The sequence below is a fragment of the Comamonas sp. JNW genome (assembly GCF_003105075.1).
Classification (GTDB): domain Bacteria; phylum Pseudomonadota; class Gammaproteobacteria; order Burkholderiales; family Burkholderiaceae_C; genus Comamonas; species Comamonas squillarum.
In genome coordinates, this window is record NZ_QETI01000005.1 from 170751 (window position 1) to 183937 (window position 13187).

General features: G+C 64.9%; 9 protein-coding genes and 1 tRNA gene. 2 read left to right on the forward strand and 8 right to left on the reverse strand.

Features of this window, described 5'->3' with window-relative positions:
- Positions 1-14: 14 nt before the first annotated feature.
- The 3 genes from DCO45_RS09765 to DCO45_RS09775 form a co-directional block, all read right to left on the reverse strand.
- On the reverse strand, positions 15-1736 hold the full coding sequence (locus tag DCO45_RS09765; RefSeq protein ID WP_116925661.1) for a putative 2-aminoethylphosphonate ABC transporter permease subunit: 1722 nt from the start codon (positions 1734-1736) through the stop codon (positions 15-17).
- 81 nt (positions 1737-1817) lie between these two features.
- Complete coding sequence (locus tag DCO45_RS09770; RefSeq protein WP_207788066.1) at positions 1818-2912, reverse strand: putative 2-aminoethylphosphonate ABC transporter ATP-binding protein; 1095 nt, start codon at positions 2910-2912, stop codon at positions 1818-1820.
- A 137-nt stretch (positions 2913-3049) separates the two neighbouring features.
- Positions 3050-4084, reverse strand: coding sequence for a putative 2-aminoethylphosphonate ABC transporter substrate-binding protein (locus tag DCO45_RS09775; RefSeq protein ID WP_116925662.1), 1035 nt, complete (start codon positions 4082-4084; stop codon positions 3050-3052).
- A gap of 221 nt (positions 4085-4305) precedes the next feature.
- Here DCO45_RS09775 and DCO45_RS09780 point away from each other — a divergent pair, with 221 nt between their 5' ends.
- Entirely contained in the window at positions 4306-4752 is a 447-nt protein-coding gene (locus DCO45_RS09780) for a ribonuclease HI family protein (RefSeq protein WP_116925663.1), read from the forward strand.
- Positions 4753-4836: 84 nt separating this feature from the next.
- Here DCO45_RS09780 and DCO45_RS09785 read toward each other — a convergent pair whose 3' ends face one another.
- Complete coding sequence (locus tag DCO45_RS09785; RefSeq protein WP_116925664.1) at positions 4837-5922, reverse strand: DNA-binding protein; 1086 nt, start codon at positions 5920-5922, stop codon at positions 4837-4839.
- A 127-nt stretch (positions 5923-6049) separates the two neighbouring features.
- On the opposite strand from DCO45_RS09785, the gene DCO45_RS09790 reads away from it, so the two are divergent.
- Entirely contained in the window at positions 6050-7147 is a 1098-nt protein-coding gene (locus tag DCO45_RS09790; protein ID WP_116925665.1) for a site-specific integrase, read from the forward strand.
- Between the two features lie 22 nt (positions 7148-7169).
- Here the strand turns inward: DCO45_RS09790 and DCO45_RS09795 are convergent, their stop codons facing one another.
- The 4 genes from DCO45_RS09795 to DCO45_RS09810 form a co-directional block, all read right to left on the reverse strand.
- A complete protein-coding gene (locus tag DCO45_RS09795; RefSeq protein WP_116925666.1) occupies positions 7170-7991 on the reverse strand; it encodes a heparan-alpha-glucosaminide N-acetyltransferase in 822 nt (273 codons plus the stop codon).
- Positions 7992-8140: 149 nt separating this feature from the next.
- A tRNA-Pro gene (locus DCO45_RS09800) sits at positions 8141-8217 on the reverse strand.
- 164 nt (positions 8218-8381) lie between these two features.
- Complete coding sequence (locus DCO45_RS09805) at positions 8382-9902, reverse strand: efflux transporter outer membrane subunit (protein ID WP_116925770.1); 1521 nt, start codon at positions 9900-9902, stop codon at positions 8382-8384.
- A gap of 21 nt (positions 9903-9923) precedes the next feature.
- On the reverse strand, positions 9924-13169 hold the full coding sequence (locus DCO45_RS09810; protein WP_116925667.1) for an efflux RND transporter permease subunit: 3246 nt from the start codon (positions 13167-13169) through the stop codon (positions 9924-9926).
- Between the last annotated feature and the right edge of the window lie 18 nt (positions 13170-13187).

Here is a 13187-nt window from a genome sequence, read left to right on the forward strand (position 1 = left end):
GTCCATCCACGCGATCAGCGCTTGCGCCAAGCCTGCGTGGGCTTGTTCAACCACCAGCCCAGCGCCTGGTAGAGCACGGTCACCACGCAGCTGATCGCGGCAATCATCACCGCCATCGCAGCGGCAGCGGCCATGTCGCCGGCCTCATCCAGGTTCAGGATCGCAACCGCGCCCAGGCGCGTTTCTGGCGAGTAGAGGAAGACGACGGCCGAGATCGTGGTCATCGCGGCCACAAAGAAGTAGCGCGAGACCTCCAGCAAGGCCGGCAGGCACATCGGCAGGGTCACCTTCCACAAGGTGCGGTAGAACGGCACCTTGAGCGAGGCGCTGACCGATTCAAACTCGCCATCAATCGACTTGAGCGCCGTCACCAGGGTCATGTGGCCGGTGGTGTAGTAGTGCATCACCGTGCACAGCACCATCAAGGGCATGGTCTGGTACAGAAAGTTCAGCGGGTTGCCGGGGGCATTGAAAAAGAAGATATAGCCCAGGCCGAGCACCAGGCCGGGCACGGCCATCGGCAGCATGGCCAGCATGCGCAGCACCGGGCGCAGCGCGGGCATGCCCTTGGTTTTTTCCAGCAGATAGGCGCCCATGAAGACCACGATGGGCCCGGCCACCGCAGCGCTCGCAGCCATGGTCAGGCTGTTGAAGACGGCGGTATCCACGCCGGCATCGACCAGGCCGCTGGTGTAGTGGCTCAGGGTCAGGCCCAGCTGGTACGGCCAGAACTGCACCAGCGACGCAAAGATGGCCATGCCGAACATGGCCAGCATCAGCGCGGCCAGCGTCCAGCACAGCAGGCTGCAAAAGCGGTCGGTGGCCGCATGGCGGCTGGGCTGCAGCACCACAGCGCGCGCGGTCAGCACCGCGGTCTGCTTTTTCTGCACCTGGCGGTCAATCGCATAGGTGATGACGGCCGGCAGCAGCAGCAGCAAGGCCACGACGGCGCCACGCTGGAAATCCTGCTGGCCGATCACCAGCTTGAACACATCGGTCGCGAGCATGTTGAAATTGCCGCCAATCACTTTGGGGATACCGAAATCGGTGATCACCAAGGTGAACACCACCAGCGCGGCTGAGACCACGCCGTAGCGCGCCGCTGGCAAGGTCACAGTCAAGAACTGGCGCGTGCGGGTGGCTCCCAGCGCGGTGGCGGCCTCATACAAGCGCTGGTCGCCCAGGGCCAGTGCGGTGATCAGGATCATCAGCGCATGCGGAAAGGTGGCAAAGCACTGGGCCAGCACAATCCCGGGCGCGCCGTAGATGCTCTCAAAGCCCAGCGCATTGAGAACGGACTTGAGCACGCCCTGGTTGCCAAACCAGTAGATCAGCGAGATGGCAGACAGCAGCGACGGAGCCAGCAACGGCAGCAGGCTGATGCTGCGCAGCAGACCCTTGGCGCGGATGCCCGAGCGCGTGATGGCATAGGCAAAGCCAAAGGCGAGCGGGATCACCACGGCGGTGACCACCAGCGATACCCAGAGGCTGTTCCAGAGGCTGCCCAGCAGCGCGGGCGACTGGAAATAGCGCACAAAGCGCATGAAGGCCGAGCCGTGGTCGCCCGAGGTCGGCGCAAAGGCCTGGCCCAGCAAGGCAGCCAGCGGTGCCAACAGGCCAAGCAGCAGCAGCGCGGTGATGGCGACTAGCGCCAGTGGTGCGATGCGGTCACTGGGCGCTGCATGCAGGCCGGTATGGCGGGGGAGCGCTGCGGGCGCTGAAACGGATGAGGTCATAGTGTGTCGGTAAGGCCCCGTGGCCCGGGGCATGGCCGCGAGCGGCCCCTGCCCCGGCGCTTGCCAGGGCAACGGCCGGGCTCAGGCGGCCTGGGCAAAAATCTTCAACTGCTGCGCATGGATGGAAAACTGCAACCAGCGGCCCGCCTGGATATCGAGCTGCAGGCACTGCGCAGGGCTCAGCTGAAGCTGCATATGGCGCTCGGGCAGGCGCTGCACATCGACATGGACGATGCACAGCGCTCCGAGAAACTCCAGCTGCTCGACGACACCGGTCAGCACCGGCGCGCCATTGGGCGCAGGCGCGCTGCCGATGGGTGGCATGGCCGTGCAGTCATGCACGCTGCAGTCTTCTGGCCGCAGGTAGACATGCAGGCTTTCGCCGGGGCTCATGCGCGGCGCCTGCGGGCAGTACAGCTTGTGGCCTGCCAAGGTGATGCCGCCATTGCCGGCGGCCAGGGCCTGCAGCTTGTTGGCCTTGCCGATGAACTCGGCCACAAACGGGGTGGCCGGGCGTTGGTAGATGTCGCGGGGCGTGCCCACCTGCTCGACCACGCCATGGTTCATTACCACAACGCGATCGGCCATGGCCATCGCCTCTTCCTGGTCATGCGTGACCATGATGGTGGTGACATACAGGCGCTGCTGCAGCGCACGGATCTCGTTGCGCAGGTGCACGCGCACGGTGGCGTCCAGGGCGGACAGAGGCTCATCGAGCAGCAGCAGGCCGGGCGACATGGCCAGCGCACGGGCCAGGGCCACGCGCTGCTGTTGGCCACCCGACAGCTGGGCCGGGTACTTGCCGCCACTGACCGACAGGCCCACGGTATCCAGCAGGCTTTGCACCTTCTGGGCCACCAGGGCCTTGGGTTGGCGCTGGCTGACGAGGCCATAGGCCACGTTGTCGGCGACCGTCAGATTGGGAAACAGCGCATAGGACTGGAAGACGATCCCGTAGTCCCGCTGGGAAGCAGGCAGTTGGGAGATGTTCTTGCCGTCCTGCCAGATCTCGCCGCTGGTCTGGGCTTCGAGCCCGGCAATCGCGCGCAGCAAGGTGGTCTTGCCGCAGCCCGAGGGGCCCAGAAAACACACCAGCTCGCCACGGCGAATCTGCAGGTTGATCGACTGCAGGGCAGTAAAGCTGCCGTAGGACTTGTGCAGATGGCGAATCTCCAAAAAGGGCGGGCCGCCTTCTTCGCGGCCACGGCGCAAGCCCTGCTCGGCGGACTCGAATGCATACGAGGTATCGCGCACGGGCGTGGTCTGCGCCGCCTGGCCCTGCGCTACTGGCAAACGTGCTGTCTCCCTGTCACTCACTTCTTGGCCTCGCTCTTGGCGTCGTAACGCTTGGTCCACTCGGCCAGCACGCGCTCGCGGCTGTCGGCCATCTTGGAGAAGTCCAGCGGAATCAGGCGCGACTCATAGTCGGCAGGAATATTGGCCAGCTTGGGGGCGACGCCGGGCATGGCGGTGACGGCAAAGTTCTTGCCGTACAGCTCCATCGCCTCCTTGCTCACGGCCCAGTCCACCAGCTTCTGGGCGGCATCGGCTTGCTTGGTGCCCTTGTAGATGCTGATGCCTTCCAGATCCCAGCCCAGGCCTTCCTTGGGGAACACCAACTCGATGGGGGCGCCCTTGGCCTTGTTGGCGTGCGCGCGGTATTCAAACGAGATACCGGCGACATACTCGCCCTGGGCGGCCATGTTGCAGGGCTTGGAGCCCGAGTGGGTGTACTGCGCAATGTTCTCGTGCAGCGCATCCATGTACTTCCAGCCGCCGCCGTTGCCGTTGTCGTCGCCAAACAGCTGCAGCCAGGCAGCGACGTCAAAGTAGCCGGTGCCGCTCGAGGCGGGGTTGGGCATCACCACCTGGCCCTTGAACTCGGGCTTGGTCAGGTCTTGCCAGCTGGTGGGCATGGGGATGTTGCGCTTCTTGGCTTCGACGGTGTTGAAGCAGATGGTGGCGCCAAACACATCCATACCGACCCAGCTGGGTGGGTTCTTGCTGTCGCGGTACTTGGCCGTGATGGCGTCGAGGCCCTTGGGGGCATAGCCCTGGAGCATGTCGTTCTTGTCGAAAATCGCCAGGCTCGATGCCGCCACGCCCATGATCACATCGGCCTTAGGGTTGGCTTTTTCGGCCAGCAGCTTGGCGGTGATAACGCCGGTCGAGTCACGCACCCATTTCAGCGCGATGTTGGGATGGTTCTTGTTGAAGGCCGTCTCGTAAGCCTTGAGCTGGTCCATCTCGAGCGCCGTGTAGACCGTCAGTTCCGTCTTTTGGGCATACACCAGGCCCGTTGCTGCCATGGCGGCAGCTGCAGCCACCAGCTTTTTCCAGTTCTTCATTGCGTACTCTCTCGCCTGGGTTAATAGGATCGATGGAGTATCGGAAGCCTTTGTGACAATGGCATGGCGGATTGGCGAATCTTGGATGACACAGGCGCTCGTCATATTGACGAGGCATTTGGGCTGTATCGCAGGTGCTACAGTGGCCTGCCATCCTGCGCCTGAAGGCCGCCATTCCCGGTGGCCCTGCGCTGGATTGGGCGCCACTTTATGCTGTTCGCATGACATCAGCCACCTGGATCGCCTATATCGACGGCAGCGCCCTGCCCAACCCGGGGCGCATGCGCATTGGCGGCATTGCCTATGCGCCCGATGGGGCGAGCCACCGCTTTAGCCAGGCAGTAGGCCATACCGGCTGCAACAACGAGGCCGAAGCACTGGCCGCCATCCATGCCCTTCAATGGCTGCAAGGCATGGGCGCACGCGAGGTGCTACTGCACACCGACAGCAGCATTCTGGCCGCGCAAATGGCAGAGCCCGCCGCCAAGCCGATTGCCCGCCTGGCTGCACTGTATGAACAGGCCCGTTCTCTGCGTGCTGGCTTTGCACAGCTGGAGGTGCGCTGGGTGCCGCGCCACAAGAACACCGTAGCCGATGCCTTGGCGCGCGGTGAAGCGGCACCGGCAGACGATGGGGTAGATGCAGCAGCGATGACCAGCATGGCCTGATCGGGCCTGGTGGTGTTTTATCTGGCCTAGTCTGGAATTATCTCGTTGAAGCTGGCTTGAGGCGAGACCCGTAGCGCAGACGGCCTAGTTTTTGCCGCGCAGGCGCGAGCCCGGCAGCCTGCGCAGAGGCCGGGCCGCTGGCGCCACGCTGCGCATGGGGCGGCGGCCGTTGCCTGCCCCAGTGTCTGCTGCGGCGACAGCATCCCCTGCCCTGCCCGCTTGGGCCAGCTCCAGCCGCAGCTGGGCCAGCGCAGTCTCATGCTGGTGGCTTTGGAGCGCCATCGCCTGCGCATGGGCTGCCTGCGCGCTCTGCAGCTGGTGCTGGAGCTGCTGCACCTGGGCCTGCGCCTGCTGCAGCTGCGCGGCTTGCTGCTCACGCTGGCCCTGCAGGGTCTGGCGGTCCTGCTGCCATTGGGCTTCGAGCTTGGCCAGCTTTTCTTGCTCGGCGCGCTGGGCCGCCATCGCCTGCTTGGTGTCCTGGCGAGCGCGGTCAAGCTCTTGCAATGCCCTGTGCTGCTGCAGCTGGGCGCTGTGCTGCAGCTCGCGCAGCTGCTCGGCATGGGCCAGGTCGGCCTCATCGCGGGCCTTGCGGTTGGCAAACAGCTCCTGCTCCAGCACCTGCAGGCGCTGCTGCTGGGTGGCGGCAAACTGGTCTTTTTGCCGGCCGGCCTGCTCCAGATCAGCCAGGCGCCCGCTTTGCATCTTGATCTGGGCATGGGCTACGGCGAGCGCCTGCTCGGTGGCGGCGCGTTGCTGGGCCATCAGGCTGCGCTCTTGCGCCAGGGCCTGCTGAGCGTCGTCCAACGCTTGCTGCTGCGCCTGCAGATCCTCGCGCACGGGCTCCAACAACGCATCGGCCGCTTGCGCTGCCTGCGCTTGCACCTGCTCCCAGACCTGTTGCAGCGCCTGCACCAGCACGGGCGGCAAGCCGTTGCCGAGAGCGCTATCAGGCTCGCCATTGAGGACGCTGCCCCCGCCTCCCGCTCCCAGGCGCGGCCCCAAGGTCGCAAACCAGGCCTCCAGCATGGGGCTTACCGTATTGGGCGAGCCCCGGCCGATCTTCTGGCGCACCCGCTCAATCGTCGGCCGTTTGCCCTCTAGCAGCAGCGCATCGGCCGCCTGCCAGACATCTTCTTTTTGCACGCTGCGCGTGGCACGCGACATTTCCATTTTTTGAACCCTTTTTCGATTACTATCGATAAGAGATTGTTATCGCAAGTAATCCATCTTTTGTATGTAATATATCATACATAGCATGTAATATTTAATTAATATGAAGTCTTACATACCACTTCCTATGCCGGTAGATACGGATTCGCTGCCCGCAGCGCCGCCTGGCGCCGCGCCATTGAAGCCGGAGCTGCTGTCCGCATCGGCGCAAGACGCATTACATGCGCTGCGGCTGGAGGCTGCCTCTGAAAACACCACCAACAGCTACCAAGGGGCGCTGCGCTACTGGGCCGCCTGGTACTGGTTGCGCTATGGCCAGGCCATTGCCCTGCCCTTGCCGGCCAATGTGGTGCTGCAGTTTGTGGCTGACCACGGCGAGCACCTGGGCGCGCAAGGCGCGCAGTCGGGCCTGCCGCCGACGCTGGACGCGCAGCTGGTGCAACTTGGCTTCAAGGGAAAACGGGGATCATTGGCGCATTCCACCCTGGTGCACCGGATTGCGGTGCTCTCCAAGGCGCACAGCCACCAGGCCCTGCCCAATCCCTGCCACAGCACGGAAGTGCGCGAGGCGCTGCAGCACCTGCGCAAGGCCTATGCGCGCCGGGGCATGCTGGAGCAGAAAAAGGCCGCCCTCACCCGCCCCTTGCTGGAGCAGCTGCTGGCCACCTGCGATGAAAGTCTCAAAGGCCGGCGTGACCGCGCCTTGCTGCTGTTTGCCTGGGCTAGCGGTGGGCGCCGGAGATCGGAGGTGGCGGACGCGCGCATGGAATGGCTGCAGAGCATGGGCCCGGGCCAGTACCTCTATGACCTGCGCCTGTCCAAAACCAACCAGAGCGGATCCGCCCGGCCGGAGAACTTCAAGCCCGTCGTTGGCGTGGCCGGTGCGGCGCTCGCCCAGTGGCTGGAGGGCTCAGGCATCCGTGAGGGCGCGATATTTAGACGCGTGTTCAAGAATGGCCTGGTGGGCGACGCGGCACTGAGCGCGCTGTCGGTCAACAACATCGTCAAGGAGCGCTGCGCGCTCGCGGGGGTTGAGGGGGATTTTTCTGCGCACTCGCTGCGCTCGGGCTTTGTGACCGAAGCGGGCCGGCAGAACATGGCGCTGGCCGACACGATGGCGATGACCGGCCACCAAAGTGCGGCGACGGTGCTGGGCTATTTCCGCGCCGAGGCGCCTCTGGCCAACAAGGCAGCGCGCCTGCTTGACGATCCGCAGGCGGACTGAGCCTGCAGTGCAGTGCCTTGGGTCAATCCAGTGCGGTAGGCAGCAGCAGCACCAGTAGCATCAAACCGCCCAGCAGCACCAGCTGGTGCAGCATGTAGTAAGGCAGGCTGTGGCGCCCCAGCCAGGCGAGGCTGCAGCTGGCCCAGCTTTGCGCAGGCCGCGCCAGGTAGGCCTGCAGCCAGGCACCGGGCTTGGCCATCTGTTGGCGGCCAACGCTCAAGCCCAGCAGCATGACACCCAACCAAGGCAGGATCGGAACAAAATCCTCGGTAGCGGGCTTGCGCGTCACCAAGCCCAAGGGGCTGAGCGGCTTGGTGTTGAGCCACTCGACAAGCGTAGCAGGCAAGCTGCTGGCGGCATAGTGGTAGAGGCCTGGCGCAAGCATGCAGAGCATCGCCAGGCACAACAGCAGGCGGTCACTGCAGCCTTGCAGCAGGCGCAGTAGCAGCAGCATCACGGCCATGCCATGGAGCACGCCAAAGTAGATAAAGCTGTTGGGAAACACCAGGTAGGAGCCGGCGCTGACCAGCAGCGCGCAGCCCGCTACCTGCGCCCAGCGCTGGTAAAACCGGGTGGCGCTGGTCTGCTTGCTCTGGGCTGCGGCTTGGGCCAGGCCTGCGCACAGCAGGAACAGGCTGACGATGGCGCTGCGCTGCCAGGTCCAGACGGGGTTGTGGTAGAAATCCTGGCGCCACAGCTGCAGATGGCTCAGATCAAAGCAGAGGTGGAAGACCGTCATCCAGACCATCGCCAGGCCTCGCAGCACATCCAGGTGGTCCCAGCGATCGCGCGGCGCGCGGGGCTTTGAATCGGCGTAGGTGACAGGATGGAACTGGGTGGGCATAGGTCAATGGCGGAGGCTGCGCTATCGTGCCACATCTGCACCGCAGCTGCTGCCTGGCGTTGCTGGCAAGCAGCAAACCCAGCCACCGTTTTCAAAGATTCCAATATGAAAAAGCCTGTCGCATTTGCATGCAACAGGCTTTTAAATAATGGTCGGAGCGGTGGGATTCGAACTCACGACCCTCTGCTCCCAAAGCAGATGCGCTACCAGGCTGCGCTACGCTCCGACTAAGCATCTATTGTAACCCGATTTTGGAGCGCGTTTGGAAAAATCAGAACTGATCTTCTCGTTGCGCTACGCAAGCCGGGTGTCAGCTCGTGCGATTTGCGCCACAGGCCCCCGCCTTGCTGCGGCCACGCAGCCCGGATGGTGGCCGGTGGCGACCGCCGCTTAACCTGCTGCCTTGGCGCTGGCTGCGCCGTTCTCTGCCAGCGGCGCGCTGTCCCAGCTGCCGCCCAATGCGCGAATGAGCGCAATGGTGGCCGTGTACTGGGCGGTGCGCACCTGCAGCGCCTGGCGCCGGTTGCGCAGCTCGTTGCGGCGGGCGTCGAGCAGTTCGAGCTGGCTGACCAGGCCGTTGCGGTAGCGCACATCGGAGAGGTGCGTGGCGCGCTCGGCCGACTGCACGGCCTGGCCCAGCACCGTGGCTTGGCCTTGCAGCAGGCGCAGGCTGCTCAGCTGGTCTTCCACCTCGCGAAAGGCCCCCAGCACCTGGCCGCGCTGGGCCGCCACTGCCGCTTCCAGCCGGGCCTTGGCGCCCTCTTCCTGCGCCTCGCGCTGGCCGCCGTCAAACAGCGGCAGCGACAGCAGCGCGCCCAGGCCCCAGGAGCGGGCCGACCATTTGAACAGGTCGCCCAGGTCGGGCGAGGCAAAGCCGCCATTGCCCGTCAAGGTGATCGCCGGAAACCAGGCCGCTTGCGCCACGCCCACGCGGGCCTGTGCGGCCAGCACGCTGGCTTGCGCGGCCGACACATCGGGCCGGCGGGCCAGCACGGTGCCTGGCACACCTGCCGGGATCACCGGCAAGCGCACCTCGCCCAGGGCAGCGGGCAGCACAAAGCCGGTCGCCACCTCGCCCACCAGCACTGCCAGCGCATTGCTGAGTGTTGCCTGCTGGCGTTCCAAGGCCAAGGCCTCGGACTCGGTCGCCGACACCTCGCTTTGCATGCGCACCACCTCCAGCTCGGCGGCGTCGCCCGCGTCAAAGCGGCGCTGGATCAAGCGCAAGGTGTCGCGGTAGGCGGACAGGCTTTGCTGCACCAGCTGCTGCTCGGTTTGCAGCGCGCGCAGCTGCAGATAGGTCTGCGCCACATCGGACTGCACCATCAGCCGCGTGCTTTGCAGCAAGGCGGCACGGGCATCGGCGTCAAGCTGGGCAGCTTGGCTGGCTTGCGAGAGACGGCCAAACAGGTCGACCTCGTAGGACAGGTTGAGCCCGGCTGTCACCAAGGTCGCCGGCTGCAAACCATTGCTGGTGTTGGCACCGGCCTGGCGCGCCGCGCCACCGGAGACGCCCACTTGCGGCAGGCGCTGGGCATCGGCCGAGCGCAGCAGCGCCCGGGCCTCAGCCAGACGCGCTGCGGCCGTTTGCACATCGGTGTTGGCGTCCGCTGCGCGCTCCACCAGCCGGGTCAGCTCGGCATCGCCAAAGGCCAGCCACCAGGCGCCCCGGGGCTGGGCCTCGGCTGGCGCCGCCGTGGTCCAGGAGGCCTGGTCCTGCGGTGTGCTGAAAGCGGCGGGCACCGGCACGCCAGCGTTTTGCACAGCAGGCGGCAGCGCGGTTGCGCAACCGGCCAGCAGCAGGGCCGCTGCCAGCGGCGTGAGCAGTTTCAAGCGCAGGGGGGCCAGTGCGCGGCGCAGGCTTTGGCCCACCGGGCCCCGCCCGGCGTTGGCATGGGTAAATAGGGTCATTTTTTGCATGTTGTTCTTCTCTTATTCGTCATGTCCGCGCGCCGCGGCCAAGATGGGTTGGCCCGAGCCTGCGCCATGCACGGGGGCTGGCACCGGCGTCGTGATCGGAGCCACATGGGCGCCATGCTGCTTGAGCGGGCGGTTGCCTGCGAGCTTGCGCAGCAGTACATAGAACACGGGGGTCAGGAAAAGACCAAACGCCGTCACACCAATCATCCCGGCAAACACCGCCACACCCATGGCGCTGCGCATCTCGGCACCGGCGCCCTTGGACAGCACCAGCGGCAGCACGCCCATGATGAAGGCCATCGAGGTCATCAGGATGGGGCGCAGACGCAGGCGGCTCGCCTCAATCGCGGCTTGCACGGGGGTGCGTCCGGCAAACTCCAGCTCACGGGCAAACTCCACAATCAAGATGGCGTTCTTGGCTGACAGCCCCACCAGCACCACCAGGCCGATCTGGGTGAACACATTGTTGTCGCCATGCGAGAGCCAGACACCGGTCATGGCGGCGAGCAGCCCCATCGGCACGATCAGCACAATCGCCAGCGGCAAGGTCAGGCTTTCATACTGCGCAGCGAGCACCAGGAACACCAGCAAGATAGCCAGCGGAAAGACGAGCGCTGCCGAATTGCCCGCCAGGATTTCCTGGTAGGTCAGCTCCGTCCATTCAAAGCTGATGCCCTGCGGCAAGGTCTCGGCAGCAATGCGCTCTACCGCTTCGCGCGCTTGGCCCGACGAGAAACCGGGGGCGGGGCCGCCATTGACGTCGGCAGACAGGAAGCCGTTGTAGCGCATCGCACGCTCAGGCCCAAAGCTGGGCTCGAGCTTCATCAGCGCCGACAGCGGCACCATCTCGCCGGTGGTCGAGCGCACCTTCAACGCGCCCACATCTTCGGCACGGGCGCGGAATCCCGCATCCGCCTGCACCCGCACGCTGTAGGTGCGGCCAAACTGGTTGAAGTCATTGGCATACAGGCTGCCCAGGTAGATCTGCAGCGTCTCGAAGATGTCGGTCACCGGCACACCGAGCTGGCGCGCCTTGGTGCGGTCGATATCGGCAAAGAGCTGGGGCACATTGACCTGCCAGCTCGAGAAGATGCCGGTCAGCTCAGGCGTCTGGTAGGCCTTGGCCATGAAGGCCTTGACCGCGCCGTCCATCGCTTCGTAGCCGAGCGACGCCCGGTCCTCGATCTGCAGCTTGAAGCCGCCCGTGGTGCCCAGGCCCGACACGGGGGGCGGCGGGAACATGGCGATAAAGGCGTCCTGGATCTGGCCAAAGGCCTGGTTCAGCTGGCCGGCCACGGCGCCACCGCTTTGGTCGGCGCGGGTGCGCTCGGCAAAGGGCTTGAGCGAGACAAACACGATGCCGGAGTTCGAGCTGTTGGTGAAACCATTGATCGACAGACCGGGGAAGGCGATGGCGTCCTGCACATTGGGGTTTTCTTTGACGATATCACCCATGCGCTTGATCACGTCTTCGGTGCGGTCCAGGGTTGCGCCATCGGGCAGCTGGGCAAAACCGACCAGGTACTGCTTGTCCTGCGCCGGCACAAAGCCTCCGGGCACCATATGGAACAGGCCCCAGGTGGCACCGACAAGCGCCAGGTAGACCACAAACATGCCGGCCTTGTGGCCAATCACGCGGCGCACGCCGCCACTGTAGGCTTCCGAGCCACGGTGGAAGACGGCATTGAAGCGGCGGAAGAAGCCACCCAGCACACGGTCCATGCCACGGGTGAGCGCATCCTTGGGCTCGTCATGGCCCTTGAGCAGCAGCGCTGCCAGCGCCGGCGACAGGGTCAGCGAGTTGATGGCCGAGATCACTGTGGAGATGGCGATCGTCACCGCAAACTGCTTGTAGAACTGGCCGGTCAGACCACTGATAAAAGCCAGCGGCACAAACACCGCGACCAGCACCAGCGCAATCGCAATGATCGGGCCCGAGACTTCGCGCATCGCCTGGTAGGTGGCTTCACGCGGGCTCAGCCCCGCTTCAATGTTGCGCTCGACGTTCTCGACCACGACGATGGCATCATCGACCACGATACCGATGGCCAGCACCAAGCCAAACAGGCTGAGCGCATTGATCGAGAAGCCCAGCAGGTGCAAAACGGCGAACGTTCCCACGACCGACACCGGTACGGCCAGCAGCGGAATGATGGAGGCGCGCCAGGTCTGCAGGAACACAATCACGACGACCACGACCAGCGCGATGGCTTCGAGCAAGGTGTGGATCACCGAGTCGATGGAGGCGCGCACGAACTGGGTCGGGTCATAGGCGATGCGGAACTCCACGCCTTCGGGCATGTTCTTTTGCAGCTCGGCCATGGTGTTGCGCACGTTTTCCGAGATCTCGAGCGCATTGGAGCCCGGGGCCTGGAACACGCCCATACCGACGGCCGGTTCGTTGTTCAACAGCGAACGCAGCGAGTAATCTGCCGCGCCCAACTCCAGGCGGGCAATGTCGCGCAGGCGCGTCACCGCACCGTCCGAGCCGGTCTTGACGATGATGTCGCCAAACTCTTCAGTGCTGGACAGGCGCCCCTGGGCGTTGATCGACAGCTGCGTGTCCACGCCGGGCAGACCGGGCGATGCACCGACGACGCCGGCAGCGGCTTGCACATTCTGGCCGCGGATGGCGGCGACCACATCGCTGGCCGACAGGCCGCGTTGCGCCACCTTTTGCGGGTCGAGCCAGGCACGCATCGAGTAATCGCCACCGCCAAAGATCTGCACCTGGCCGACGCCCTGGATACGCGCGAGGCGGTCCTTGACATTGAGCACGGCGTAGTTGCGCAGGTAATCGATGTCATAGCGGCCATTGGGCGAGACCATATGGACAACCATGGTGATGTCGGGCGAACTCTTGACTGTCGTCACGCCCAGGCGCCGCACTTCTTCGGGCAGGCGCGGCTCGGCTTGCGAGACGCGGTTTTGCACCAGCTGCTGGGCCTTGTCCGGGTCGGTGCCCAGCTTGAAGGTCACGGTCAGGGTCATCACGCCATCGGTGGTGGCCTGGCTGCCCATGTAGAGCATGCCTTCGACACCGTTGATGGATTCTTCGAGCGGCGTGGCCACGGTTTCGGCGATCACCTTGGGGTTGGCGCCGGGGTACTGGGCGCGCACCACCACCGAGGGTGGTACCACCTCGGGGTACTCCGAGATGGGCAAGGCCCGCATGGCGATCAGCCCTGCCAGAAAGATCAGCAGCGACAGCACGCCCGCAAAGATCGGGCGGTCGATGAAAAATCGGGATAAATTCATACGCTTGGCTTTTTTGTT